A 23285-nucleotide genomic window follows, 5' to 3' on the forward strand; every position below is an offset into this window, starting at 1 on the left:
TGCTAAGATGGCCCTACAGAGATAATGCTGCCCCGCCGCACTCATTATGTTCATACTGCCGGTTCGTCCGGTTGCGCGGGGGAATGAGGATGCTGAGACCAGATGGCAATCAAGAGCGATCGTTGGATCCGCGAGATGGCGCTAAACCACGAGATGATCAGCCCTTTCTGCGAGAAGCAGGTACGCGATGGCGTCATCAGCTACGGGCTTTCTTCCTATGGCTACGATCTTCGCGTGGCCGATGAGTTCAAGATCTTCACCAATGTGAACTCCGCCGTGGTCGATCCTAAAAATTTCGACGAGCGTTCGTTCGTCACCATTCACGCCGAAAGCATTATGGTTCCGCCGAACTCCTTCGCCTTGGCGCGTTCGGTCGAGTACTTCAAGATTCCGCGCGATGTGCTGACCATCTGCGTTGGCAAATCCACCTATGCCCGTTGCGGCATCATCGTCAACGTCACGCCGTTTGAGCCCGAGTGGGAAGGTTTCGTCACTCTCGAGATCAGCAACACGACGCCGCTGCCCGCGAAAGTGTACGCCAACGAGGGCCTTTGCCAGATTCTGTTCTTCCAGGGTGATGAGCCCTGCGAGACTAGCTACAAGGACAAGGCGGGCAAATACCAGAAGCAATCGGGCATCGTGCTGCCCAAGTTGTAAGGGCGCGATGGAAACACTGCGACTTCGCCTCAACTCCCCGGTGCTCGCCACCGACCCAGCTTTGCTCAAGGCCGCCGAGATCATTCGCTCCGGCGGCCTTGTCGCCTTCCCAACCGAAACGGTCTATGGCTTGGGCGCGAATGCTCTCGACAGTCGTGCCGTCGAGAAGATCTTCGAGGCCAAGCAGCGCCCCCATTGGGACCCCGTCATCGTTCATGTTTCCGACATCACACAGGCGCGCGGATTGGTTGTCGAGTTCCCAGACGCGGTTGAGCGGCTAGCTGAAGCTTACTGGCCCGGTCCGCTTACGATGCTGCTGCGCCGCGCTGCGGTGATTCCTGCCGTTTGCACCGCCGGGCGCGAAAAGGTCGGCATTCGAATGCCTGCCCACCCGGTTGCACGTGCGCTCATCGCCGCCGCGGGAGTGCCGATTGCGGCTCCGAGCGCCAATCGCTTTGGACACACGAGTCCCACCACCGCCGAGCACGTACTGGCGGACCTTGATGGGCGCATCGATGCCATTCTCGATGCCGGTTCCAGCGATATCGGTCTCGAATCCACCGTGCTCGACCCTGCGGCGGAGCCTCCGATCATCTATCGCCCGGGCGGCATTACCCCGGAGCAGATTCGCCGCGTGCTGGGGGATGTCACGGTGGCCGAGCGCAAGATTTCAGATGAGGTTCCGCCGGAATCGCTCGAATCACCGGGACTTGGCATTCGCCACTACGCGCCGCGGGCGCGGGTCATTCTCGTAGAGAGCCAGACCGAACTGGCGGACACCGTTTCGCGCGAGTCGGCCAGCGCGCGAGTGGGAGTGCTGCTTCCGTCGGGGTGGAATGCGCCCGGACGTGCCGCGGAGATTCTTCCCTGGGGAAATTGGGATGAGCCTGAATCCATGGCACGCGACCTCTATGGGCAGTTGCGCGCGCTAGACCAACGCGGTGTGGATGTGATTGTGTGTCCGTTACCGCTTGCCACGGGGATCGGCCTCGCCATTCGAGATCGTCTTCGCAAGGCCGCCAAATAAGAAAGCCCGCGCTTGGCGGGCTCCCCTCGTTCGGAATAGAACTGCTTATTTCGAGATCTCGCCTTCTTTATATAAGTACCGGATGCTGCTTTTATAGATCAAAAGATTTGACTGCCCGCCGGAGCGGTTGAGCTTGATGCAGCTCTTGTCGTACCACTCGATGATGCCGTGCAGTTCCTCGCCCTCGCGCGTGACCACCACCATCGGAGTCCGGCTCTGCATTTGCTTCTGATAGTAGAAATTTTCGGCGTGCGTCTGTTCCACGGGCGCTGCCTTTTTGGCCGGGGCACCCTGAGTTCTGTCCGCAGCACGGTCAGCGATACGCTCGCCCCCCTGCGGGCGCGCGGGCCGTTCGCGACGCTCCGCGGCGGCTTCGATTCCGCGCGTGTGTTCGCGGCTAAGCGATGGGCGAATCAGCTTACGATTCCCGAAGTTGTCTGCGTCCTCTGGCGCCCGAACCACAGCGGTCGAGTCAGGTCCGTTTCTCATTGAAATCCTCTCCCCAAAGCGGGAGCAACAAAACACGTTGCGCGAAGCACCCGTTGATTCCCCGGACGTAGTCCTGCCCGCACATCTCAAGCTGCGAGAGCTGATTTCCTGGAAGGGAATTGCAGTGATTCGTTTCCACACCCTACCACACGCACAGGGCCAAAAACAATAACTGTTCTCCAGTCGTTCGTACGAGCTCAGGTGTTCTTTGGATGCCGGACGGTACAGAAATGTAGCGATGAGGATTAGATTTCAAGCGAGCTGGAATAACCGTCGAGCGAGAGCGAGCGCAGCAGGTTGCGGCGCATTCCGTTCTGGACATCTCCCAGTCCTTCACTGGCACGCACGATCCACTCAAACCTCACCTGCCCTGCGATGCGGGCGAGTTCGCCCTGTAGGTCCTGGTTGTGCATCAGTTCCGCCGAGTTTGACTTGAGGAAGAGCAAATCTTCGAGAATTGAGTAGAGCACGGCGATCAGCAGGTCGGTCTTCTCCTTGCCCTCGCCTCCAGCGCGGTAGCTTTCTGTCGCTCGGAACAGTGCCGAGTGGTCTTCGTCGCCCATCGCGGTAGTCAGCAGCAGGAGCGCGTCTTTTCGCGCCGCAAGGTATCCGTTCAGGTCAAAGCTACGTGCCCTGCCGACCGCACCACCGCACAATCTGGCCACCAGCTTCTTCTGCGCGGCAGTCCATTCCGTGCGCGTGGAGAGATCGGCGGCAATCTCCTCCGCGCTGAGCGGAGCTAGCCTCAGGGTGATACAGCGTGAGCGAATGGTGGGAAGCAGGGAATTGGAATTCTCGGCCAGCAGAAACAGCGTGGCGAACTCCGGCGGCTCCTCGAGGACCTTCAGCAGAGCGTTCGCCGCTTCCTTCATGAAGTTGGATTCAGAGAAGATGTAGAACTTCTGCTGGCCCTCGGAGGGGCGATAATACATTTCGCCGATCACGTGACGCACCTGATCCACTTTCACCAGCATCTGCGGCGGATCGGGCGGAATGATGAGTACCTCTGGGTATGTTTGTATGAAAATGCGAGTTTCGCGCTTGTCTGTCTCGCGAAGGCCTTCGCGTGCCTGCACCGCTTCGTTGAAGCGCTCGTCCAAGGCGTCGGCCTGAGCGATGCGTTCGCAGTTGTGGCACTTGCCACAGAAATCCGGCAATCCGTCCTGTGCTGTCGGCTTGTTCACGCAGTTCACGGCCTTGGCCACCATCTGCGCCAGTGTGAACTTTCCCGAGCCTCGCGGTCCGGTCACGATGATTGCATGTGGCAGGTGATCGCGCGCGATCATTTCGCGCAGCCTGTTCACCGTAGCGGCATTTCCGTGAAACTGTTCGAATCCCATTACACCTGCTTCGCCATCAACCGCTCGCGGACAGCGGCCACCACCTGCTTGTGCACTGCTTCCAGCGGACGCCGCGCGTCGATCAACACCACGCGTCCCGGTTCACGTCGCGCTATGGTCAGGAATTGCTGGTGCACGCGCTCGTAGAACGCCCGGTTCTCCATCTCGAACCGGTTTTCGTCCCCGTTGCCTTCGGAGGCCTGGTTGCGCCGGCGCGCCCGTGCAAGGCTCGCGCCCACATCATTATCGAGCAGCAGCGTGAGGTCGGGTTGCAATCCAAGGCATATCACGCGATGCAAGGTCAGCACGGCATCTGCTCCAAGCTGCCGTCCTGCTCCCTGATAGGCTTCTGACGAATCGGTAAAGCGGTCGCACAGTACCCATGCACCGCGATTCATTGCGGGCAGGATCATTTCCGAAATCTGCTGAGCCCGGGAGGCAAACATCAGCGCCAACTCGGCCAGCGGAGCGAGCCCATGGGTCCGCGAGTCCACCAATATGCTGCGAATACGTTCGCCGATCTCGGTGCCGCCGGGTTCCCGGGTCGTTATGACCTCAAGGCCTTCGCCACGCAGTACCTCGGCGAGCCTTTCCAGATGCGTACTCTTGCCGCACCCGTCCAGCCCCTCGAAGGTGATGAACCGCCCGCTTTTTCCTGCTCGCTGCACAGGGGAATGATAACAAAGCACGAGCTGCTCTCATCCATTTCATTCGCCTTCCATCTGTTACACTCGAAAACTCATTGCGCAGAGCGGTTCGTGCTCGTGCAAATCGGCCAGCCGCGTTCACGCTTCAGGGGCGACACTTTGGCCGTCCCAACAATCCCGATCAGGAGTTGCAAGTGCGAAAGCTTTTTGGTGCATCGCTATTGGTGGTTCTGGGACTAGGTTCCGTATTTGCCCAGAGTGGCCCCGCCCAGAGCAGTACGATCAAGACCTCGGGCTTTGCCGTGCAGGAAACGATCTCGGTCGATGCCACCGAGGCTCCGCGCAAAATCTTCCATGCGCGTATGACGATTCCCGCCACACCCGGCGATTTCGTCCTGCTCTATCCGAAGTGGATCCCCGGCGAGCATGGTCCTACGGGCCCGGTCGTGGACACTGCCGGAATCTTTTTCCGTGCCAATGGCCAGACGCTTCGCTGGCATCGCGATCCTGTGGACATGTATGCATACCACGTTGAGGTTCCGGCAGGTGTGACCTTCATCGAGGCCACCACCGACTTCCTCAGCCCCGTCGAGACCCCCGGAGGATTCAGCGCAGGTTCTTCGGCCACCGAAAAGTTGGCCGTTGTTTCCTGGAACTGGTTTGTGCTCTACCCCAAGGGGCGTGGCTCCGACGAAGTCGGCGTGAAGGCTTCGATCAAGCTGCCTTCGAATTGGCAATTTGGAACCGCACTGCCTCAGTCTTCGGCTGCCGCCGGCACCGTCGAGTTCGCTCCGGCCTCGCTGACGACGCTGATTGATTCGCCTGTGATCATGGGGCAGTTCCTCAAGAAAGTTCCTCTACAGACGGGCAAGACCCCGGCGCACGAGATGGACATTGCAGCCGATTCAGCGGCGGCGCTGGAGATGTCCTCGCAGCAGTCGAAGGCTTTTGACAATCTTGTCGCCGAAGCTGGAGCTCTCTACGGCGCTCGCCACTATCGCGACTACCACTTCCTGCTCACGCTCAGCGACCACGTCGCGCATTTCGGCCTGGAGCATCACGAATCCAACGACAGCCGCGTCGGCGAAGGCTATCTGACCGATCCCGCTCAGTGGACTCTGAACGCCTCGCTCCTTCCGCACGAATACACTCACTCGTGGAACGGCAAGTATCGTCGTCCCGCCGGGCTCGCCACACCCGACTACGAGCAGCCGATGATCGGCAGCATGCTCTGGGTATATGAGGGCCTAACCGAATACTTCGGCTACGTGCTCACCGGACGCAGCGGTCTGCAAACGCCCGAGCAGTGGCGCGAGCAGATGGCTTTGATTGCGATGACCTACGCACATCGCCCGGGACGCAACTGGCGTCCGCTCGAAGACACTGCCACTGCGGCGCAAATTCTCTATGGAGCGTCCGAGGCTTTCGGCAACTATCGCCGCAGCGTTGATTACTACGACGAAGGCGCGCTTATCTGGCTGGAGGCTGACACCATCATCCGCCAGAAGAGCAACAACCAGAAGTCGATGGACGACTTCGCACACCTTTTCCATGGCGGCCAGAACACGCCTCCCGAGGTCAAGACCTACACCTTCGACGATGTCGTGAACACTCTTAACCAGGTGCAGCCCTACGATTGGCGAGGCTTCCTGACTGACCGAATCATCAAGGTTGCCGAGCGCGCTCCGCTTGGTGGCATCGCCAACTGCGGCTGGATGCTGGTGTACACCGACCAGCCCAACACCATTCTCAAGATGCGTGAGCAGCAGAACCGCGGAACCGATCTCACCGCATCGCTCGGCCTCGCTCTTACCAAGGAAGGTACCGTGGTTGACGCCATCGAAGACGGTGTTTCCGCCAAGGCTGGCATCGGCCCGGGTATGAAGATCGTCGCCGTTAACGGGCGCAATTACACGCAGGAAATTCTGCTGGCCGGGATGCGCGAGGCTCAGAAATCGAAGCAGCCGATTCAACTGCTGGTCGAGAATACTGAGTACTACCGCACCTTCTCGATTCCGTACTTTGACGGCCCGCGCTTTCCGCACCTTGTGCGCGACAACGCCCAGCCCGACCTGTTGGGCAACATCATCAGGCCCAAGGTCACCACTCTTCCGACGCCTGTCCCGCCCGCAGCGGAGTAGCAAGCAGAACACAACCTGAACTGAAGCGCCCCGGACTCACCTCCGGGGCGTTTCCTTTGCGCATCCATCTATTGCGCACTCGAATTGCAAAGCAAGAAACGGATGGCACCACCGCTTGGGTCTGCGTAACGTAGGACCATGACAATCGCAATGGACGAAACAAAACTCTGGCAGGCCGTAAAGGAACGCGACTCATCTCTCGATGGCCAGTTTGTCTATGGCGTGCTCACGACGGGAGTCTTCTGTCGCCCGGGCTGCTCGTCGCGCACTCCTCTTCCCAGCAACGTGCAGTTCTACGCAACCGCCGCCGAGGCCCAAGCCGCAGGACTCCGACCCTGCCTACGCTGCAAGCCGCTCGAGGCTCGCACCCAGCCGGGTGCCGCCGCACAAGAGCGATTCCGCCAGGTGTGCGCCTACATCCGGCGCAACATCGAGAACCGTGCTGCGTTGAAGCTTCCCGCGCTCGCTCAGCGTTTCGGCATGAGCCCATTCCACTTCCAGCGCACGTTCAAATCCATCGTGGGCGTCAGCCCGCGCCAGTATGCGGAAGCAATTCGAATGCAGGCACTGAAGGGAAACCTTCGCACAGGTGAATCGGTCACAGAAGCTATCTACGATGCGGGATTCGGCGCAAGCAGCCGTGCCTACAGCGGCATTGACCTCAACCTTGGTATGACTCCGCGCCAATACCGTCGCGGCGGCGAACACGTCGAGATCTCTTATGTCACCGTGGACACGCCTCTCGGATTCATCATGATCGGCGCTACCGATCGCGGCTTGTGCTTCCTCGAATTCGGCAACTCCTGCCAAGAATTGCTGGAGTCGCTACGTCAGGAGTACCCTTCCGCCAATCTGTCGCCCATGGCTGAGCCCTTCTCGGCGGAGTTCACGCTCTGGATGCAGTCGCTCGCTGCATATCTCGAAGGCGAGCGGGCGCTGGCCAAAGTGCCGCTTGCTCTGCACGGAACCGCATTTCAACTCAAGGTCTGGCGCTACCTGCAAAGCATTCCCACCGGAAGCGTCCAGTCCTACTCTGAAGTTGCTGAGGCCATTGGACATCCGAAGGCCACTCGCGCCGTTGCCAACGCCTGCGGCGCCAACCACATAGCCCTCGTGATCCCTTGCCACCGGGTAATTCGCGGTGACGGAGGTCTTGGCGGCTATCGCTGGGGGATTGACCGTAAACGTGCCCTGCTGGATGCAGAGCGCCGGGTCGGGAAGCCGCGGCGCTGATAAGCAGGGCGGACAAATCCCATCCGCCCCCACTAGCTTTCCTGCATCCTATGAGAGACACTGGACGCTTCTGTTTTCGCGTTCGACACAGGAGGTCTGTATGCTCAAGGGATTTCGCGAGTTCATACTGCGCGGCAACGTCATTGACCTTGCTGTCGCCGTGGTCATTGGCGCTGCGTTCGGTGCGGTAATCACATCGTTTGTCGCCAATATCCTTACGCCCTTTATCGCCGCCATCGTCGGCAAGCCTGATTTCTCTGCGCTCGCTATCACCGTTAACGGCAGCAACATTCAGTACGGCCTGTTCCTGAACGCCCTGATCTCCTTCCTGCTCATCGGAAGCGCCGTGTACTTCACCATGGTTGTTCCCATGAACGCCTGGAAAGCCCGGCAGGCCCGGGGGCAGGCGACGCCCGATCCCACCACCAAAACTTGCCCTGCCTGCATGGAATCCATTGCCATCGCGGCCAGCAAGTGCAAATGGTGTGGTTCGGATCAGGGTGTGGCAGAGCGGCAACTAAGATAGCGAGGCACTCTGGCCGCAGGCTATAAGCCGTTCGCTTGCCACTACGGCCAAGTTCCGCGATAATAGATGCTTGCTGCAAGTGTGTGCCTGACGTGTGTCTGGTCATTCCTTTGTGGTAGAGCCCGTGGCAGGTGTCAATCTGCCGATTGTGTCCTGTAGAAAGGCGCGGCGGGCACAGCGTTCGAATCAAGGCCGGTCTGCCGGTTGCGATTTCCGGTCCTCGGGAGCAAAGCTCACCGTGGATGTCGAGCGCTGGAGTGAAACGAAGAGAGGAAATAAGCCTGTGTTAATGATTCGTCTTTCGCGCCGTGGGGCGCGTAAGCAGCCTGTCTATCGCATTGTCGTCATCGAAAAGGACCGCGCGCGCGACGGTCGCTCGATTGAAGTTGTCGGTCTCTACAATCCGCGCACAACCCCTGCAACGGTCGAACTGAAGAAAGATCGCATTGATTACTGGCTCTCTAAGGGTGCCCAGTTCTCGCCGACGCTTGAGCGTCTTTACAAGAATGCGCCCGCAACCCCGGCTCCGACTGAGCCGGTAGCTTAAGGGGTGCCGACGGTCATGTCCGCCAATCTGCCTGAACTAGCGAAAGAGCTGGCAAAAGCTCTCGTGGATGCTCCCGAGGAAGTCGCGGTCGATGTTTCCGGTGACAGCGAGTACGTAAAGCTGGAACTGGAAGTGGCCGAGGACGACTTGGGGCGTGTGATTGGCCGTTCCGGCCGAACCGCACGTGCGCTGCGCACCATTCTTTCCGCTGCGGCGGATAAGAACGGACAGCGTTGTTCGCTCGACATCCTCGAGTAGCCATGGCGCTGCAATCGGACGCGGCATTTGTAACCATTGCGCGCGTCATTCGAGTGCAAGGCCGAGTAGGTGAAGTCCTGACTGAGCTGTACACCGACTTCCCCGAAAAGTTCGAGCAGCGGCGCACGCTCTACGTCTGGTTTGCAGAGAAGGATCAGCGACGCGAACTGCATCTTGAGGATTTCTGGCCCCACAAGGGCGGCATGGTTCTCAAGTTCGCGGACGTGGATTCCATCGAAGAAGCGGAAACGCTGCTGCGGTCGGAAATCCAGATTCCTGCCACCGAACGCGCCGAGTTGGAAGAAGGCGCGGTTTACGTGAGTGAACTGCTGGGATGCCAGGTGGTGGAACAAAGCCGGGCAGAGGACGCGATCGGAACCGTTGTAGATGTAAATTTTGGGGCTGGGACGGCCCCGCTGCTCATCGTGAAAAACGATAGCGGCAAAGAGTTCATGATCCCCTTCGTCGAGAGCTTCACTGCGAAGCTCGACTTGAAGGCGAAACGGATCGAAATGCAATTGCCGGAAGGCATGCTGGAACTCGACGCTCCGCTCAGTGCGGGGAATAAGGTTCGTCGGCAGCCCCCGGCGAAGAGACAACGATAGGACAGAGGCCAGGAAGTGCGGTTCGAGATCGTCACCATCTTTCCGGACTTCTTCCGTGGTCCCTTGGATTACGGCATTGTGCGCAGAGCGCGCAACGCCGGGCTCATTGAAATCGGACTCCACGACCTTCGGGCATTTACCCATGACCGTCACCGCACGGTGGATGATCGTCCATTTGGCGGCGGCGAAGGGATGTTGCTGAAACCCGATCCGTTGTTTGACTGCGTCGAATCGCTCGGTATCGCGCCGCGCGAGGAGCGCATGAGAAGCACCGCAAGGGAATCGGTCATCATGCTGTCGGCCTCGGGAAAGATGTTTACCCAGGCTATGGCTCAGGAACTCTCGCGGTTGGACCGCATTACGTTCCTGTGTGGTCGCTACGAAGGAGTGGATGAACGCGTGACCGAACATCTCGCAGACCGCGAGGTGTCGGTAGGCGACTTTGTGTTGAGTGGCGGCGAGTTGGGTGCCGCGCTCATTCTCGACTGCGTCACCCGGTTGTTACCCGGAGCGCTGGGCAACGAAGCTTCCTGCAAGACTGAAAGCTTCAGCCAGGTGGTGGCCGAGCCAAAGTTCGACGAGCGCGGACGCCTCGAGCCGGATTCCACGGTCCATACCGGTGGGTTGCTCGACTATCCGCACTACACGCGCCCCGCGGAGTTTCGCGGGATACCGGTTCCGGATGTGCTGTTGAACGGGAACCATGAAGAGATCCGGCGTTGGCGGCGCCGCCAGGCACTGGAAAAGACGCTGAGAAATCGCCCTGACCTTCTGCAGAAGGTGGCGCTCAGTCCAGAAGATAAGGCACTGCTTCGCGAGATCGAGTGCGAAGCCAAAAAGGTTTAAGAAGATTACGGGACCGTCCGCGGCTCGCCGCCCGGGCACCCGAGAAGAGAAGAGGAAATCGAAATGTCGTCATCTCCCATCATTACCCGGATGCTTGCGAAAGTGCAGCGCACCGACCTGCCCAACTTCGCCGTGGGTGACACGGTTCGCGTTCACGTCAAGATCAAGGAAGGCGATAAAGAACGCGTCCAGATCTTCGAAGGCATCGTCATCAAGAAGGCTAATGGCCAGCAGCCCAGCTTCACCGTCCGCAAGATGAGCTTCGGACAGGGCGTCGAGCGTATTTTCCCGCTTGGCAGCCGCATCATCGAAAAGCTGGAAGTGGTTCGCTCCGCCAAGGTGCGTCGCGCCAAGCTGTACTACCTGCGCGCCCTCCGTGGCAAGGCTGCCCGTCTGAAGGAAGTCGAGCGCACCAAGTAGTTGGTGCGTCCACATCTGCCCTGCTGTTGGCGAATGTGGAATGCAAATATGGCAACAAGATCGCACGCCAGGGGCGAGGTGCATCCTCGTCCCTGGCTTTGTGCTGCCTTGATGTACTCCCGAACTACACAGAACGCGTAATCAAGCCGGTGTTCCAACCCCCTCCTGGTTCTCACTGAAGTTCCCTCCCTCTATGCCGATGAAGTGATTAAGGCGGTTTATCCCGATGATCGAACTTACTCGGCTCAATGGCCATTCCATCCTCATCAACGCTGAGCTCATAAAGTCTGTTGAGCAGAGCCCTGACACGGTGATCACGCTCACCACCGGAGACAAGATGGTGGTGCGTGAGGAGGCGCCAGAGGTGATGCGCCGATTCGTCGCATACCGGCGCCGTTTGCTCAAGCAAGATGAAGCTTTGTCTGCACCGGAATCCGAATCGTGTTCCGTGCCGGAGGAGTAGGTCGTGGACAAGGGAACAGTCGCCGGGGTCGTCGTCAGCTTCGGAGGAATTACCGCCGGACTATTGCTCGAAGGCGGAAAACTCAGCCAAATCTTTCAGCCCACCGCTGCGCTCATCGTCGCCGGAGGCACTGTCGGCGCGGTTCTGCTGCAGTTCCCACTGGGCACGGTCCTCGCAGCCGTCCGCAATCTTGCGAGCGTGATGTTTGAGCCTCGTTCCCGCGCCCGTGATGAGATTCATCGCCTCACGAATTTGGCACAGAAGGCACGGCGCGATGGCATCATTTCGCTCGACTCCGAACTCCCCCACATCTCTGATCCATTCATGCGACGAGCTCTCATGCTCGCCGTTGATGGAACCGAGTCGAGCGAACTCCGCGCCATCATGCAATTGGAACTCGATGCCAGTGCCGAGGTCGAGGAGGAGTTGTCGCGCGTATACGAAGCCGCTGGTGGTTTCGCTCCCACGATCGGCATCATTGGCGCGGTTCTTGGCCTTATCCAGGTGATGCAGCATCTCGACAAAATCGAGGAAGTCGGACGTGGCATCGCCGTTGCATTCGTGGCGACGATTTACGGAGTGGGATTTGCCAACCTGATAGCACTGCCGATTGCTGGCAAGCTGCGCCTTCGCTTGAGGGCGCGCCAGATCGTGCGCGAGCTCACGCTCGAAGGGGTGGTTTCCATCCTGGAAGGTATCAACCCGCGCATGCTCGAAGCCAAGCTCAACGGGTTTCTTCAGGACAAGTCCGACAGCAGCCTCGATAGTGCGGCACAGTCAAGGGCGGCGGGTGCGCGATGAGGCGTCGTGTTAACCAGCATGCCAATAACGAGCGTTGGATGGTTTCCTATGCCGACTTCGTTACCTTGCTGTTTGCATTTTTCGTTGTGCTGTACTCCTCGTCGCAGGTGGACAAAGCAAAGCTTGCGAAGCTCTCGAAGGCAATCACCGAAGGCTTTCAGCAGCTAGGAGTCGGCTCCGGATCAGGCACGCCGGTGATTCTCGTACCCGGCACGACCACGATTGAAGCGGTCCACCCAGCGCGCGCCCAGGATACGGCCGAGGCGATTCGGCACAAGCTTGAAGCCGACCTAGCCGAAGAACTCAAGCGCCACACTCTCTCCTTGCGCGAAACACCGGAAGGTATTGTGCTGAGCCTGCGCGAGGTTGGATTTTTCGACAGCGGATCGGCCGCTATGCGCGCCAGTTCGCTCGAAACGTTCGATCGCATTGGCCACGTGCTGGCTTCGGTGGGAAGCAATCTTCGTATTGAGGGACATACAGACAACGTTCCCATTCATACGGTTCAGTTTCTATCGAATTGGGAACTCTCCACTGCACGCGCCACAGAAATCATCCGGCTATTACTCACGCGCGAAGGCATTGGCCCCGAGCGCCTCTCTGCCGCTGGATACGCCGAGTATCATCCCATTGCCGACAATGCGACGGAAGATGGTCGCCGCCTAAACCGGCGGGTCGATATCGTCATCATCGCGCCTCATCAACTCCGTCCCAGCGATGCTTCCGGTTCTGCCCAGGGCGTTCGCTCGTCTTCTGGCGTTAGCCGCTAAAGATACGCCTCGACTCGGCCGATGAATGGAATAAGCGAATCCAAGCACGGACTAACTGATTGCCGATGTTGTCACAAGCCGATTTCGAAGGACGCATTGCCGGGCTCAACGAACTGCCCCCGATTCCGGCAATCCTGTTTCCGCTACTTAGTCAGCTCGATGGATGCGCAAGCGAGTCTGATTTGCAGAAGATCGTTCAGCTTGTTTCGCACGACAGCGCACTCGCGACGCAAGTCATCCATATGGCCAACTCCCCCCTGTTCGGCATATGTGGACGCATTTCCAACTTGCGTGAAGCTGCGGTTGCGCTGGGCATGACCCGACTGCGCGACATCGTGACCTCCTGCTGTCTCATGCAGATCTCCCCCCGGCAGAGCGGTCTCGATGTCGCGTCTTTCTGGGAACATTCGCTGGCATGCGCGCTCATTTCGCGTAGCCTAGCGCGCAAATTGCAATACGCAGATCCCGAGCGGGCTTATCTTTCCGGGCTGCTGCACGATCTCGGCATCCTGGTGAACATGCTTCTAATACCAGGAGAGTTCACGCGTATTTTTCAGACAGCGGCTCAGACGCGTCGTTCATTACGCGACGTAGAACGCGAGCAGATTGGCGTGTCTCACGACGTAACTGGAACCATGCTCTGTGTTCACTGGAAACTGTTTGACTATCTCCCCGAGGTGATCCGATGTCATCACGATGTGGGCAAAGCTACAGACGACCCGGCGCTCGTGGCGATTGTCAATGTGGCAGACACGATTTGCCGAACCTCAGGCCTTGGGTACGGATATGAAGAGGGTCTGCAGGTAACGTTGCGCGACGAGTTCGCGTGGAGGATTCTCTCGCACGAGCAGCCCGGCCTGCATTCGCTTGATGCGTCGGGCTTCAGCAGTGATGTGGAGAGTTATGTGAGAGAAGTCAGGAAGCTGATCTCGGTCCTATTCCGACTGTAACCTCGTTGGAAAACACCTGCGCAAGCTTTCTCATGAGGGTGTCAAGTTTGAACGGCTTCTGGAGATATTCGAAATGCGATTGTATGCCGCTCTCATGCATCAACACATTTTCCGTGTAGCCGGACATGAAGACGACGCGAAGCTGCGGCAGTGTCTTCAAGATCTCATCGGCCATGTCCCGCCCGTTCATGCCGGGCATCAGAACATCGGTTAGTAGCAGGTCAATGTGGCCGTCGTAATTGTGGCAGGTATCGATGGCTTCCTGCGGATCAGCACAGGACAGAACGCGATAGCCGGCGCGCTCAAGCACCTCGCGCATGATGTCGCGGATCATCTTCTCGTCTTCTACTAGAAGGATTGTCTTCTGGGCCAGTCCACTCCTGTTAGCACATGCGATCGGCTGTTCCGCGGTTGCTGCGCTTTGCATTTCGTTATCTCCTGAGATCTTGCAGTACGGCAGTTGTTCAATGTCGTTATGTATTCTTCGAAAAAATCTTTCCGACTGCATCCTTTGCATTCCACTTTTCGGAATTCATTGGAACTATTAAGTCCAAAATGGCCTTTGTTCCCAATTCGGATGGAAATCTTCTTCCGCCTTTACTTTTCGTTACAGTCTGAGCGCGGCTGTCTTATCAACCTGCTGCTTACAGGTGCTAAGATTTCGCAATCCGGCAAACTCGTGTATTCCTCACGCGAGAATCCTCCCGCCGTATCGAGGTTTGATTTGATGAATCACCTTCGCCATCTGGGGCGAACCAGGCTTGCCATTTCTTCTGTTCTGCTGATTGCTGTGACCGTTGCACCTGTGTTTGCGGCCACTTCTACTAGTCAGGACGCCGTGGATCTTCAGGTCGTAACGCGCATCCGCCAGGAAGCTATTCAGCACAGCAAGGTGATGCAGACTCTCTCCGAACTCACCGACCGGATCGGCCCGCGCCTCGCCGGTTCGCAGAACCTGAAGAACGCCAATCTCTGGACGGAGAAGCAGCTCGCGGATTGGGGGCTGAGCAATGCGCACATGGAAGGCTTCAACTTCGGACGTGGCTGGGCGTTAGATTCCATCTCGCTGCGCATGACGTCGCCTGATACGGCCGTTCTCATCGGTTTTCCAAAGGCTTGGACGCCTTCGACGAACGGTGTGATCAAGGGTGAGGTAGTTCCGGTCAAGATCAAGTCGATGGAAGACCTCGAGAAATATCGTGGCCAGTTGGCGGGGAAGATCGTCCTGCTCGGGGAACCTCGGGAACTGAAGCCCGAAGCGGAAGCCGCGCTCCATCGCTACGATGATGCCAAGCTCAAGGATCTTGCCGAGTTCCAGATGCCGGGCGCGCCGTACAAGGACCCTACGGGACGCGTGTGGACGCGCGAAGAGATGATGCAACGCCGCCGCCTGGCACTTGCCACTGAGAAGTTCCTTCAGGATGAGAAGGTGGCTGCCTCCATCGAGGGCAGCCGTGGAGACGAAGGCCTGCTATTTGTGCAAGGCACACAGAACTACAAGCCGGGTTCCCCGGATGGCGTCCTGCAAGTCGTCATTGCCGCCGAGCAGTTCAATCGCATGTCTCGCCTGCTGGATCGCAATGTTCCTGTGGCGGTAGAGCTTGATGTGAAGTCGCACTTCGAGTCGCCCGACAACGGACAGGTCTTCAACACGATTGCCGAGATTCCCGGCGCTGAAAAGAAGGAAGAGCTGGTTCTCATCGGCGGGCACCTGGATTCCTGGCACGCTGGCACAGGCGCGACGGATAACGCTACTGGCGTCGCGGTCGCAATGGAAGCCGTCCGCATCCTGAAGGCGCTGAACGTGAAGCCGCGTCGAACCATTCGCATCGCCCTCTGGGCTGCCGAAGAGGAAGGTCTGCTCGGCTCTCGCGCATATGTGAAGGAACACTTTGGCTATCCGGAAGAGCCGAAGGATGACACTCCGTCTTACTTGCGCACCACTCCGCTGCCCGTGGTGCTCAAGGCAGGACAGGAGAAGGTATCGGCGTACTTCAATCTCGATAACGGCACGGGCAAGATCCGCGGAATCTATGCGCAGGAAAACGCCGCGGTGGCACCGATATTCCAGCAGTGGGGCGAGCCATTTCACGATCTCGGATTCACGTCGGTTACGATGCGCAATACCGGATCGACCGATCACATTTCATTCGACGCGATCGGTATTCCAGGATTTCAGTTCATTCAGGATTCTGTTGAGTACGAGACGCGCACGCACCACTCCAACATGGATGTTTACGATCGCGCACAGCGTGAGGACCTGATCCAAGCTTCGATCGTAATGGCGTCGTTCCTGTACAACACTGCAATGCGTGATGAACCGTTGCCGCGTAAGCCTCTCGCGGTAGAGGCGAAGTATGAGCAGCCCGTGACGGCTGCGGCAGCAGTTAAGAAGGACGCAAAGAAGAAGAACTAGCACCGCTCGATATAAAAAGGGCGACCATTGTATCGCCGCCCTTTTTCCTTATTGTCGGGAAACTATCTTCCTGTTTTCACTGCTGCTGCGAGCTCTCGCAGCAGTCCTGCCGTTTCGTCCCATCCAATGCATGGATCAGTAATGCTCTGTCCGTAGGTCAGCGCCTTGCCGCCCACTAGTGATTGCGCTCCCGCAATCAGGCTGCTTTCGATCATGAGCCCAATGATCCGGTGCTCGCCGTTTGCGATCTGTCGTGCGACGTCGCGACACACCAGCGGTTGGCGCGTGTGGTCTTTCTGGCTGTTGGCGTGGCTGCAATCGATCATCACCTGCGGCTTCTGCTTGCACTTTTCCAGGCGCGCACAGACCTCGGCGACCGCTTCGGCCGTGTAGTTCACCATTTTGCTGCCGCCGCGCAGAATCACGTGGGTATCCGGATTTCCATTGGTCACAAAGATTGCCGACTGGCCATACTTCGAGTGGCCGAGGAAGGTGTGCGGTTTCGAGGCGGAGACCATCGCTTCAATCGCGATCTGAACATCGCCCGATGTGGCGTTCTTGAAACCCACAGGGCACGACAGCCCCGACACAAGTTGCCGGTGAATCTGGCTCTCTGTTGTGCGCGCGCCAATTGCTCCCCAGCTCACGAGGGCCGCCACGTACTGCGGCGAAATCATATCCAGGAACTCGGTTCCTGCCGGTACGCCCATCTCTGCTAAATCGAGCAGAAGCCTGCGCGCAATGCGCAACCCGTCATTGATCTTATAGCTCTGGTCGAGGTAGGGATCGTTGATGAGCCCTTTCCATCCAATCGTTGTGCGCGGCTTTTCAAAATAGACGCGCATCACTACGATCAGTTCGTTCGAGACCTCGTCCATTACGGACTTCAGCTTTGCCGCATACTCGCGCGCCGCCTTGGGATCGTGAATCGAGCACGGTCCCACCACCACGATCAGGCGCTTGTCAGTGCCCGCGAGCACATCGCAGACCGCTTTGCGCGTTTTGTACACGGTCGCCGAGGCCGCATCGGTCATCGGCAACTCCTCCTCGAGAAATGCGGGAGGCAGAACCACCTTTGTCCATTTAATCCTTAGATCATCTGTTGCATACATGGCACGTATCCGACACGAACATTGCGTCGCGAAAACCTTCGCGCCCGCTGCAATGCCCATTTCTCCGGTCCGGGAGTTGTATTTTGCAGGATGTAAGAGCGTAAAACGGATTCTGCCTCTCTGCAACCCCGCATTCGGACTCCGGGGCAGGGAAATCGGTTCACATTTTTGCGGGCCAGTGACTTTAGTCGCTGTCGGAGTTTTGCCCCGCCCGTAAGCTCGTCTCTGTAATCAGTTCGAAGGAGCTCATCACTAAATGTTCTGTTATCAGTGTGAACAAACCGCCAAAGGCCAGGGATGCTCGCAAATCGGCGTCTGCGGCAAAGACGACAACACCGCCACCTTGCAGGATCTGCTTGTGCACGTCCTGAAAGGCGTTTCCATGTATGCCCATCGCGCGGCCAAATTGGGCGTGCAAGATGCCGAAATCGATGAGTTCGTTGTTGAAGCTCTTTTCGCCACACTGACTAACGTGAATTTCGATCCTATTCGCGTTGCTGCCATCATCGCCGCCGCTGCGAAGACCCGCGATCGCGCGCGTGAGATTTATCTCGCCGCCGCAGCCGCCCAGGGTGTCGCACCTGAACAGTTCAACGGCGCGAGCAAATTTGTCCCTGCCCAGGACCTAGACGCACTGATTGCGCAGGGCAAACTCCACGATATTCCTGCCGCCCAGCTCGCCAGTGGAGACGAGGTGGCCAACCTGCAGGAAATGATTCTGTACGGCATTAAGGGTGTTGCCGCCTATGCGGAACATGCCCGCCAGCTTGGAGGTCGCGAAACTGCAATTTACGCGACCATTCACGAAGTGCTGGATTTCCTGACGAAGCCCTCGCCTTCGCTCGAGGACCTGCTCGGCTACGCACTGAAGGTCGGCGAACTGAACCTGAAGGTGATGGAGCTACTCGACAAGGCAAACACAGACGCCTTCGGCCATCCCACGCCGACTCCGGTTCGCATTCATCCCGTAGCGGGCAAGGCCATTCTCGTCAGCGGACACGATTTGGCTGACCTCATGGCGCTTCTGGAGCAGACCAAGGGCCTTGGAATCCAGATATACACTCACGGCGAAATGCTTCCTGCCCACGGCTATCCCAAGCTTAAGGCGTACTCACACCTGGCGGGCAACTACGGCGGAGCATGGCAGGATCAGGCGAAGGAATTTGCCGAGTTCCCGGGCGCCATTCTGATGACCTCGAACTGCATCCAGCAGCCGAAACCGAGCTACCAGTCTCGCATCTTTACCGCTGGCGTCGTGGCCTGGCCTGGCGTCACCCATGTGTCGCGTAAGGATTTCTCGCCTGTTATCGCAGCCGCGCTTGCCGCACCGGGCTTTGAGGAAAACGGTCCCGATGACACCATCCTCACCGGATTTGGGCATAACGCGGTGCTTGGCGTTGCTGACCAGGTGATCGGCGCAGTGAAGGCCGGCAAGATTCGTCACTTCTTCCTAATCGGTGGATGCGACGGTGCACGCGGCGGTCGCGACTACTACACGGAGCTCGCAGAATCCGTACCTGACGATTGCGTCATCCTGACATTGGCCTGCGGCAAGTATCGTTTCAACAAGCTGCAGTTCGGCGATATCGGAGGTATCCCCCGCCTCCTTGATATCGGTCAGTGCAACGATACGTACTCGGCCATTCAAATCGCAGTGGCTCTCGCCGGAGCCTTTGAGTGCGGCGTGAACGACCTTCCGCTGTCGCTGGTCCTCTCCTGGTACGAGCAGAAGGCTGTGGCTATCCTGCTGACGCTCTTGCATCTCGGCATTAAGAACGTCCGCATCGGACCCACACTCCCGGCCTTCATCACGCCCAAAGTGCTCGGCCTGTTGCAGCAGAATTACAACCTGATGCCGATTACCAACCCCGCACAGGACCTGGCTGCGATCCTGAAATAGCAGGCGATCCCCAGCAGAAATGAAAGCCCCGGAGCATAACACTCCGGGGCTGATTTTTGCTTTAGAGATGGGCGATTATGCTCCGGCCTTGCTCGACATCTCTTTGCCGAAAGATTGCAGAGCCAGGTATGCAGGACCAAAATGGCGAATGTGATCCTGCTGCTTGTCGAACTCGTCGAAATGCTTTTCCTCGTCTCGTACAAGCTCTTCGAATAGCTGCTTGGTTGCCGAATCCAGGTTTGCGCCACATTGCTGCGCGGCCTTGTTGTAGTCCTTGGCGCTCTGGCTCTCCATTTCGGCGGCCTTGGGAAGAATCTTCACCGGGTCGGTAATTGCCTCGACGGCAAAGGCGGGCACCATTTTCACGTCACCCTTCAGGAACAGGATTCGTTCTGCAAGCTTCTCAACGTGCCCCATCTCGGTGATTGCAGTGCGCTTAAACAATGATGCCAGTGGTCCAAAGCCCTGATCATCAAGATGGAAATGAAAATACATATACTGGTGAACTGTAGCAAGTTCGTCTGCCACTGCGTTGTTCAGCAATTCAATGCTCTTTTCGTGACTCATGATTCCTCCCACATAGAATGAATACCGTGAGCAGCAACCAAGAAGTCTAGCGCTTCGACAGGAAACAGCCAACCTATGTCCACAATCGAGCTTTCGAAGCAGGCCCGCACAGAAGCCATTGCGTCACTTAAGCGGTACTTCGAGGAGAATATGCCCGAACCACTCGGCGATCTTCCCGCTGGCCTGTTGCTCAACTACATTGTCGAAGAGATCGGTCCCGCCATTTACAACCAGGCGATTGCAGACACACAGGCACGTATTCAGCTGCGCATTTCAGACCTTAGCAGCGAACTCTACGCGGATGAGTTCCAGTACTGGCCACGGGTGGACAAGAAGCGCAAGAAACGTCGCTGAAATCTGAGACTGTAATTACGCAAAGCATATGAAAGCGTTCATTAGGATAGAGCGAACAAGCCGCACAAATAGACGTGTCATCAGGGCTGATATCTCCAGAGATCATTCAGGCTTCCGCCTGGTCCGCTAGATGCGTAACCAGTTCCGCCAAAGAGCCAGTGGTCTCCATTCCCATCAGTCCAACTGACTACGCTTGCTCTTGAGCCGGGAGCAGTATCGGCATTACCAGAGCTTTGCGTGCCATAGATCCCAAATTGATCTGCATATTTACTCCCGCTCACCCAAGTCCAACGATTAGTTGCGGAACTGTACTCCCAGAGATCGTTAAGGAATCCTCCAGGTCCTGCGTCAAAGCCATTTCCACCGAAAAGGAAAAGACTACCGTTGGAATCTCTCCAACCCGTAGCCCAAGCTCGTGCTCCGGGAATGTTATTTTGATCAGCAATACCCCGCATGCCGTAAACGCTACGTGCGTTTACTGTGCTGCTCCCGCTCATCCATGTCCAAGTGTTACCTGCAGGGCTAAACTCCCAGAGATCATTGAGTAGTCCACTCGAACTTCCACCTCCAAAAAGCCAGAGATTGCCAAAAGAATCAATCCAACTTGTAGAAAATGCGCGTGCCCCAGGCATGTTGTTTGCAAATGTAGCACCCTGCACATTTGCTAAATTGCTCCCGCTTATCCATGTCCACATCTTGGAGGAAGGAGTGAACTTCCAAAGATCGTTGAGATATCCGCCGGTCCCCACGGAATCAATGCCATGACCGCCGAATAGCCAAAAATTTCCGTTCTTGTCAGTCCAACTGGTACTTCCCTCGCGTGCTCCAGGAACGTTGCTATTGGAGCCAACGCTCTTCAATCCATATTCACCAGAGGCATTAGCCAGATTGCTTCCGCTTACCCATGTCCAGGTCTTTGTCGAAGGACTGAATACCCAAAGATCATTGAGAGGACCACCAGTCCCGATTGGGTCGGACGAGTCGATTCCTGTGCCTCCAAAAAGCCAAAAACTTCCACTGCTATCGACCCAACTTACGGGATTAGTACGCGGTCCAGGAACATTCGTCGTTGAGCCGATCCCTTGTGTGCCGTAAACGGCGGGAGCAAAAGCAACATTGCTTCCACTCACCCATGTCCACGTCTGTGTTGAAGGGTTGTACTCCCAGAGATCGTTGAAGACCCAAGCCGTTGCGGCGCTCGAGCTAATTGGAACTAAGCCGGCACCGCCGAATAGCCAAAAATTTCCATTTGAGTCAACCCAACTGACACTCCCATCTCGTGCTCCAGGAACGTTGTTAGGATTGGGAACTCCTTGAGTGCCGTAATTACCGAGCGAGGTTGCAGTAGTGCTGCCGCTAATCCAAGTCCAGGTTCCGGCACTGACCGGTGTAGACGGAGGTGTTCTTTCTGTATTGCCCCCACCACAAGAAGAGCAGAAAAGAAGGAGAACAAAGACAAATAAAAGCAAAGCAAGACGTGGCGGATGAGTCGTTCTCTTGACAGAGGAGTCGAACACTGGCATTTAGGCACCCTCTTCAGGTTCCGCAAAATCATCAACTCACGAATGTAGTAAGTCAAATCGTTTCCCGGGACAAAGCTTGCAGGCCACTCAGAAGTGCTGACGTTTCCAACAGCGTTCCCGATGTTTTGCAAAATGCAGGTGATGGTCCATCCCAGAATTGTAGGGCCAAAGCAGGGCATTGCCCGTCGCCAGAGAGCATCGCAGAAGAGAATGTACTCGGGTTCTACTTTCCTCATCTAATCAAGCAGCCTTTTCTCCGGGGGCGTGCTATAACAACCACCCGGGGATGCTTGCTCTGGACAGGGGAGGAATGTGGACGGCTTCGTCAAAGATCTCATTGGCTCCTATGGATACCTGATCCTCTTCGTGTTGGTCGGACTGGAGAGCCTCGGCATTCCGCTTCCCGGGGAGACAGCCCTGGTCATCGCTGGGGCGTTTGCTGCGTCGGGTCATCTCTCGATCTATGCAGTCATCGCCATTGCGGCAGGTGCCGCCATCCTGGGCGACAACGGCGGATATTGGATCGGCCGAAAGGGTGGACTCACCCTGGTACGGCGATACGGCCGGGTTGTCGGTCTGGACGATAAGAAGATTGAGCGCACCCACGCGTTTTTCCAGAAGCACGGCGCGAAGACCGTGTTCATCGGCCGTTTTATCGCGGTGCTACGCACCTGGGCGGCAGTGCTCGCGGGCGTTGGTGAGATGAACTACCGCACATTCACCCTGTTCAACGTTCTCGGCGGCATCACTTGGGCTAGCGTGTTCGGAACACTCGGTTACGTTTTTGGACGTAACTTAGCCGCGCTGGAGCATTTCCTCGGACGCGCCAGCTTCCTCGTGACTCTTTCGATCGTCGTTGTCCTGATATTCTTCATCTCCGCTCGCTGGCTTCGAGGCCGTGCCGGTGAGGTCCCAAGCCGCGCTCCCGATGGTCTAGCGAGCCAAAATTCGCCTCGCACTCATTATCCACGCGCAGTGCAATTCATTGTTGAACGATTTGGGCCTGCAGAATACTTCGGCGCTCATCTCCTGATCGGACTCATGATCAGTCTGGCTGCGCTCTGGATGTTCGGTGGCCTCATCCAGCACGCAATCGCTGACGATCCATTCACAAAGCTCGATTTCGCGCTGCTGGAGTGGTTCCACGCGCATGTAACTCCGCTCGGCATACAAGTTTTCGGGGTCATTAGTTGGCTGGGCGCACCGCAGATTCAACTTGGCCTGGGGATCATGGTGGCTGTTGCCTTGACTCTTCGTCGCAATTGGCTGCCCCTCGCGGGATGGACAGCAGCGATTGCCGGGGCTCATGTACTCGATCTGGCACTGCCGCAGATTATCCAGAGACCAAGACCTATTTCAGTACCGGACTTGTTGCCCGACTATATCTACCCGTTGCAGAGCGGGCATGCACTCGGGGCGCTAGTGTGCTACGGCATGCTCGCCTATCTGCTCGTAGTCTTGTGGAGAAAGGGAAGGCAACTGCAGGCTGCAATCGCGATAGTCGCCGTCCTGCTGATTTCGGCAATCTGGCTGAGTCGTCTCTGTCTGGGTTTCCACTACTTAAGTGATGTAGCTGGCGGCCTTCCAGGAGGAGTGTTCTGGTTGTCGGCCTGCATCACGGCGATTGAGATCACACGTCGATTAAGCAATGGTCAAGTTGCAGGGGCCAGCTGTCAGAATGGCGACTGAAGGG

25 protein-coding genes are annotated in these 23285 nt (G+C 57.5%); 18 read left to right on the forward strand and 7 right to left on the reverse strand.

Annotation, left to right across the window (positions count from 1 at the left end):
* Positions 1–102: 102 nt before the first annotated feature.
* Together dcd and AC6IY8_RS18675 are read left to right on the forward strand one after the other, a co-directional pair.
* Positions 103–657: a dCTP deaminase gene (gene dcd / locus AC6IY8_RS18670; RefSeq protein ID WP_497776307.1), complete on the forward strand. Its 555-nt coding sequence runs from the start codon at positions 103–105 to the stop codon at positions 655–657.
* 7 nt (positions 658–664) lie between these two features.
* Positions 665–1684 (forward strand): L-threonylcarbamoyladenylate synthase, encoded by a 1020-nt coding sequence (locus AC6IY8_RS18675; protein WP_497776308.1) that lies wholly within the window; start codon positions 665–667, stop codon positions 1682–1684.
* A gap of 45 nt (positions 1685–1729) precedes the next feature.
* Here the strand turns inward: AC6IY8_RS18675 and AC6IY8_RS18680 are convergent, their stop codons facing one another.
* From AC6IY8_RS18680 to tmk, 3 genes are all read right to left on the reverse strand, one after another.
* Complete coding sequence (locus tag AC6IY8_RS18680; RefSeq protein WP_497776310.1) at positions 1730–2173, reverse strand: Hfq-like protein; 444 nt, start codon at positions 2171–2173, stop codon at positions 1730–1732.
* 245 nt (positions 2174–2418) lie between these two features.
* Positions 2419–3513 (reverse strand): DNA polymerase III subunit, encoded by a 1095-nt coding sequence (locus AC6IY8_RS18685; RefSeq protein ID WP_497776312.1) that lies wholly within the window; start codon positions 3511–3513, stop codon positions 2419–2421.
* On the reverse strand, positions 3513–4202 hold the full coding sequence (gene tmk, locus AC6IY8_RS18690) for a dTMP kinase (RefSeq protein WP_497776314.1): 690 nt from the start codon (positions 4200–4202) through the stop codon (positions 3513–3515). The genes AC6IY8_RS18685 and tmk overlap by 1 nt, the downstream gene beginning before the upstream one ends.
* A gap of 152 nt (positions 4203–4354) precedes the next feature.
* Between tmk and AC6IY8_RS18695 the strand changes: the two genes are divergently transcribed.
* The 12 genes from AC6IY8_RS18695 (at position 4355) to AC6IY8_RS18750 (ending at position 13720) form a co-directional block, all read left to right on the forward strand.
* On the forward strand, positions 4355–6301 hold the full coding sequence (locus AC6IY8_RS18695) for a M61 family metallopeptidase (protein ID WP_497776315.1): 1947 nt from the start codon (positions 4355–4357) through the stop codon (positions 6299–6301).
* Between the two features lie 150 nt (positions 6302–6451).
* Positions 6452–7534: a bifunctional DNA-binding transcriptional regulator/O6-methylguanine-DNA methyltransferase Ada gene (gene ada, locus AC6IY8_RS18700; RefSeq protein WP_497776317.1), complete on the forward strand. Its 1083-nt coding sequence runs from the start codon at positions 6452–6454 to the stop codon at positions 7532–7534.
* Between the two features lie 100 nt (positions 7535–7634).
* Positions 7635–8060: a large conductance mechanosensitive channel protein MscL gene (mscL, locus tag AC6IY8_RS18705; protein WP_497776318.1), complete on the forward strand. Its 426-nt coding sequence runs from the start codon at positions 7635–7637 to the stop codon at positions 8058–8060.
* A 289-nt stretch (positions 8061–8349) separates the two neighbouring features.
* Entirely contained in the window at positions 8350–8607 is a 258-nt protein-coding gene (gene rpsP, locus AC6IY8_RS18710; protein WP_497776319.1) for a 30S ribosomal protein S16, read from the forward strand.
* A gap of 15 nt (positions 8608–8622) precedes the next feature.
* Complete coding sequence (locus tag AC6IY8_RS18715; RefSeq protein ID WP_497776320.1) at positions 8623–8865, forward strand: KH domain-containing protein; 243 nt, start codon at positions 8623–8625, stop codon at positions 8863–8865.
* 2 nt (positions 8866–8867) lie between these two features.
* Positions 8868–9470, forward strand: a complete 603-nt coding sequence (rimM, locus tag AC6IY8_RS18720) for a ribosome maturation factor RimM (protein ID WP_497776321.1) — start codon at positions 8868–8870, stop codon at positions 9468–9470.
* 15 nt (positions 9471–9485) lie between these two features.
* Positions 9486–10316, forward strand: a complete 831-nt coding sequence (gene trmD, locus AC6IY8_RS18725; RefSeq protein WP_497776323.1) for a tRNA (guanosine(37)-N1)-methyltransferase TrmD — start codon at positions 9486–9488, stop codon at positions 10314–10316.
* 63 nt (positions 10317–10379) lie between these two features.
* The gene (gene rplS / locus AC6IY8_RS18730) at positions 10380–10736 is read left to right on the forward strand and encodes a 50S ribosomal protein L19 (RefSeq protein WP_497776324.1); all 357 of its coding nucleotides are present in this window, start codon (positions 10380–10382) and stop codon (positions 10734–10736) included.
* A 226-nt stretch (positions 10737–10962) separates the two neighbouring features.
* Positions 10963–11199 (forward strand): flagellar FlbD family protein, encoded by a 237-nt coding sequence (locus AC6IY8_RS18735; protein ID WP_497776326.1) that lies wholly within the window; start codon positions 10963–10965, stop codon positions 11197–11199.
* 3 nt (positions 11200–11202) lie between these two features.
* On the forward strand, positions 11203–12000 hold the full coding sequence (locus AC6IY8_RS18740) for a flagellar motor protein (protein ID WP_497776328.1): 798 nt from the start codon (positions 11203–11205) through the stop codon (positions 11998–12000).
* Positions 11997–12770: a flagellar motor protein MotB gene (locus AC6IY8_RS18745; RefSeq protein ID WP_497776329.1), complete on the forward strand. Its 774-nt coding sequence runs from the start codon at positions 11997–11999 to the stop codon at positions 12768–12770. Before AC6IY8_RS18740 ends, AC6IY8_RS18745 begins: the two co-directional genes overlap by 4 nt.
* Before the next feature lie 65 nt (positions 12771–12835).
* Positions 12836–13720, forward strand: a complete 885-nt coding sequence (locus AC6IY8_RS18750) for an HDOD domain-containing protein (protein WP_497776331.1) — start codon at positions 12836–12838, stop codon at positions 13718–13720.
* On the opposite strand, the gene AC6IY8_RS18755 is transcribed toward AC6IY8_RS18750, so the two are convergent.
* Positions 13686–14147, reverse strand: coding sequence for a response regulator (locus AC6IY8_RS18755; RefSeq protein WP_497776333.1), 462 nt, complete (start codon positions 14145–14147; stop codon positions 13686–13688). The two genes, AC6IY8_RS18750 and AC6IY8_RS18755, sit on opposite strands and share 35 nt — an antisense overlap.
* Before the next feature lie 150 nt (positions 14148–14297).
* Here AC6IY8_RS18755 and AC6IY8_RS18760 point away from each other — a divergent pair, with 150 nt between their 5' ends.
* Positions 14298–16136, forward strand: a complete 1839-nt coding sequence (locus AC6IY8_RS18760; RefSeq protein WP_497776334.1) for a M20/M25/M40 family metallo-hydrolase — start codon at positions 14298–14300, stop codon at positions 16134–16136.
* A gap of 62 nt (positions 16137–16198) precedes the next feature.
* Here the strand turns inward: AC6IY8_RS18760 and AC6IY8_RS18765 are convergent, their stop codons facing one another.
* On the reverse strand, positions 16199–17248 hold the full coding sequence (locus AC6IY8_RS18765) for a 3-deoxy-7-phosphoheptulonate synthase (protein ID WP_497776336.1): 1050 nt from the start codon (positions 17246–17248) through the stop codon (positions 16199–16201).
* A gap of 256 nt (positions 17249–17504) precedes the next feature.
* On the opposite strand from AC6IY8_RS18765, the gene hcp reads away from it, so the two are divergent.
* Entirely contained in the window at positions 17505–19148 is a 1644-nt protein-coding gene (hcp, locus tag AC6IY8_RS18770) for a hydroxylamine reductase (protein ID WP_497776338.1), read from the forward strand.
* 75 nt (positions 19149–19223) lie between these two features.
* On the opposite strand, the gene AC6IY8_RS18775 is transcribed toward hcp, so the two are convergent.
* Positions 19224–19715, reverse strand: coding sequence for a bacterioferritin (locus tag AC6IY8_RS18775; protein ID WP_497776339.1), 492 nt, complete (start codon positions 19713–19715; stop codon positions 19224–19226).
* A 75-nt stretch (positions 19716–19790) separates the two neighbouring features.
* Between AC6IY8_RS18775 and AC6IY8_RS18780 the strand changes: the two genes are divergently transcribed.
* Entirely contained in the window at positions 19791–20069 is a 279-nt protein-coding gene (locus AC6IY8_RS18780) for a DUF2164 domain-containing protein (RefSeq protein WP_497776340.1), read from the forward strand.
* An 80-nt stretch (positions 20070–20149) separates the two neighbouring features.
* On the opposite strand, the gene AC6IY8_RS18785 is transcribed toward AC6IY8_RS18780, so the two are convergent.
* Positions 20150–21592, reverse strand: coding sequence for a Kelch repeat-containing protein (locus AC6IY8_RS18785; RefSeq protein WP_497776342.1), 1443 nt, complete (start codon positions 21590–21592; stop codon positions 20150–20152).
* A 312-nt stretch (positions 21593–21904) separates the two neighbouring features.
* Between AC6IY8_RS18785 and AC6IY8_RS18790 the strand changes: the two genes are divergently transcribed.
* Positions 21905–23281 carry a bifunctional DedA family/phosphatase PAP2 family protein gene (locus AC6IY8_RS18790; RefSeq protein ID WP_497776344.1) on the forward strand — a complete coding sequence of 459 codons (1377 nt, stop codon included), beginning with the start codon at positions 21905–21907 and terminating at the stop codon, positions 23279–23281.
* The last annotated feature ends 4 nt before the right edge of the window (positions 23282–23285 follow it).

It is taken from the genome of Koromonas soli (genome assembly GCF_059726265.1).

Excerpts from the sequence above, each read along its gene's own strand:
- AC6IY8_RS18680 (WP_497776310.1), bottom strand. The coding sequence starts at position 2,173 with ATGAGAAACGGACCTGACTCGACCGCTGTGGTTCGGGCGCCAGAGGAC.
- AC6IY8_RS18785 (WP_497776342.1), bottom strand. The coding sequence starts at position 21,592 with ATGCCAGTGTTCGACTCCTCTGTCAAGAGAACGACTCATCCGCCACGT.
- AC6IY8_RS18775 (WP_497776339.1), bottom strand. The coding sequence starts at position 19,715 with ATGAGTCACGAAAAGAGCATTGAATTGCTGAACAACGCAGTGGCAGAC.
- AC6IY8_RS18750 (WP_497776331.1), top strand. The coding sequence starts at position 12,836 with ATGTTGTCACAAGCCGATTTCGAAGGACGCATTGCCGGGCTCAACGAA.
- AC6IY8_RS18745 (WP_497776329.1), top strand. The coding sequence starts at position 11,997 with ATGAGGCGTCGTGTTAACCAGCATGCCAATAACGAGCGTTGGATGGTT.
- dcd (WP_497776307.1), top strand. The coding sequence starts at position 103 with ATGGCAATCAAGAGCGATCGTTGGATCCGCGAGATGGCGCTAAACCAC.
- AC6IY8_RS18760 (WP_497776334.1), top strand. The coding sequence starts at position 14,298 with ATGGAAATCTTCTTCCGCCTTTACTTTTCGTTACAGTCTGAGCGCGGC.
- AC6IY8_RS18675 (WP_497776308.1), top strand. The coding sequence starts at position 665 with ATGGAAACACTGCGACTTCGCCTCAACTCCCCGGTGCTCGCCACCGAC.
- rplS (WP_497776324.1), top strand. The coding sequence starts at position 10,380 with ATGTCGTCATCTCCCATCATTACCCGGATGCTTGCGAAAGTGCAGCGC.
- ada (WP_497776317.1), top strand. The coding sequence starts at position 6,452 with ATGGACGAAACAAAACTCTGGCAGGCCGTAAAGGAACGCGACTCATCT.
- AC6IY8_RS18755 (WP_497776333.1), bottom strand. The coding sequence starts at position 14,147 with ATGCAAAGCGCAGCAACCGCGGAACAGCCGATCGCATGTGCTAACAGG.
- rimM (WP_497776321.1), top strand. The coding sequence starts at position 8,868 with ATGGCGCTGCAATCGGACGCGGCATTTGTAACCATTGCGCGCGTCATT.
- AC6IY8_RS18735 (WP_497776326.1), top strand. The coding sequence starts at position 10,963 with ATGATCGAACTTACTCGGCTCAATGGCCATTCCATCCTCATCAACGCT.
- mscL (WP_497776318.1), top strand. The coding sequence starts at position 7,635 with ATGCTCAAGGGATTTCGCGAGTTCATACTGCGCGGCAACGTCATTGAC.
- AC6IY8_RS18765 (WP_497776336.1), bottom strand. The coding sequence starts at position 17,248 with ATGTATGCAACAGATGATCTAAGGATTAAATGGACAAAGGTGGTTCTG.
- hcp (WP_497776338.1), top strand. The coding sequence starts at position 17,505 with ATGTTCTGTTATCAGTGTGAACAAACCGCCAAAGGCCAGGGATGCTCG.
- AC6IY8_RS18715 (WP_497776320.1), top strand. The coding sequence starts at position 8,623 with ATGTCCGCCAATCTGCCTGAACTAGCGAAAGAGCTGGCAAAAGCTCTC.
- AC6IY8_RS18685 (WP_497776312.1), bottom strand. The coding sequence starts at position 3,513 with ATGGGATTCGAACAGTTTCACGGAAATGCCGCTACGGTGAACAGGCTG.
- rpsP (WP_497776319.1), top strand. The coding sequence starts at position 8,350 with ATGATTCGTCTTTCGCGCCGTGGGGCGCGTAAGCAGCCTGTCTATCGC.
- AC6IY8_RS18780 (WP_497776340.1), top strand. The coding sequence starts at position 19,791 with ATGTCCACAATCGAGCTTTCGAAGCAGGCCCGCACAGAAGCCATTGCG.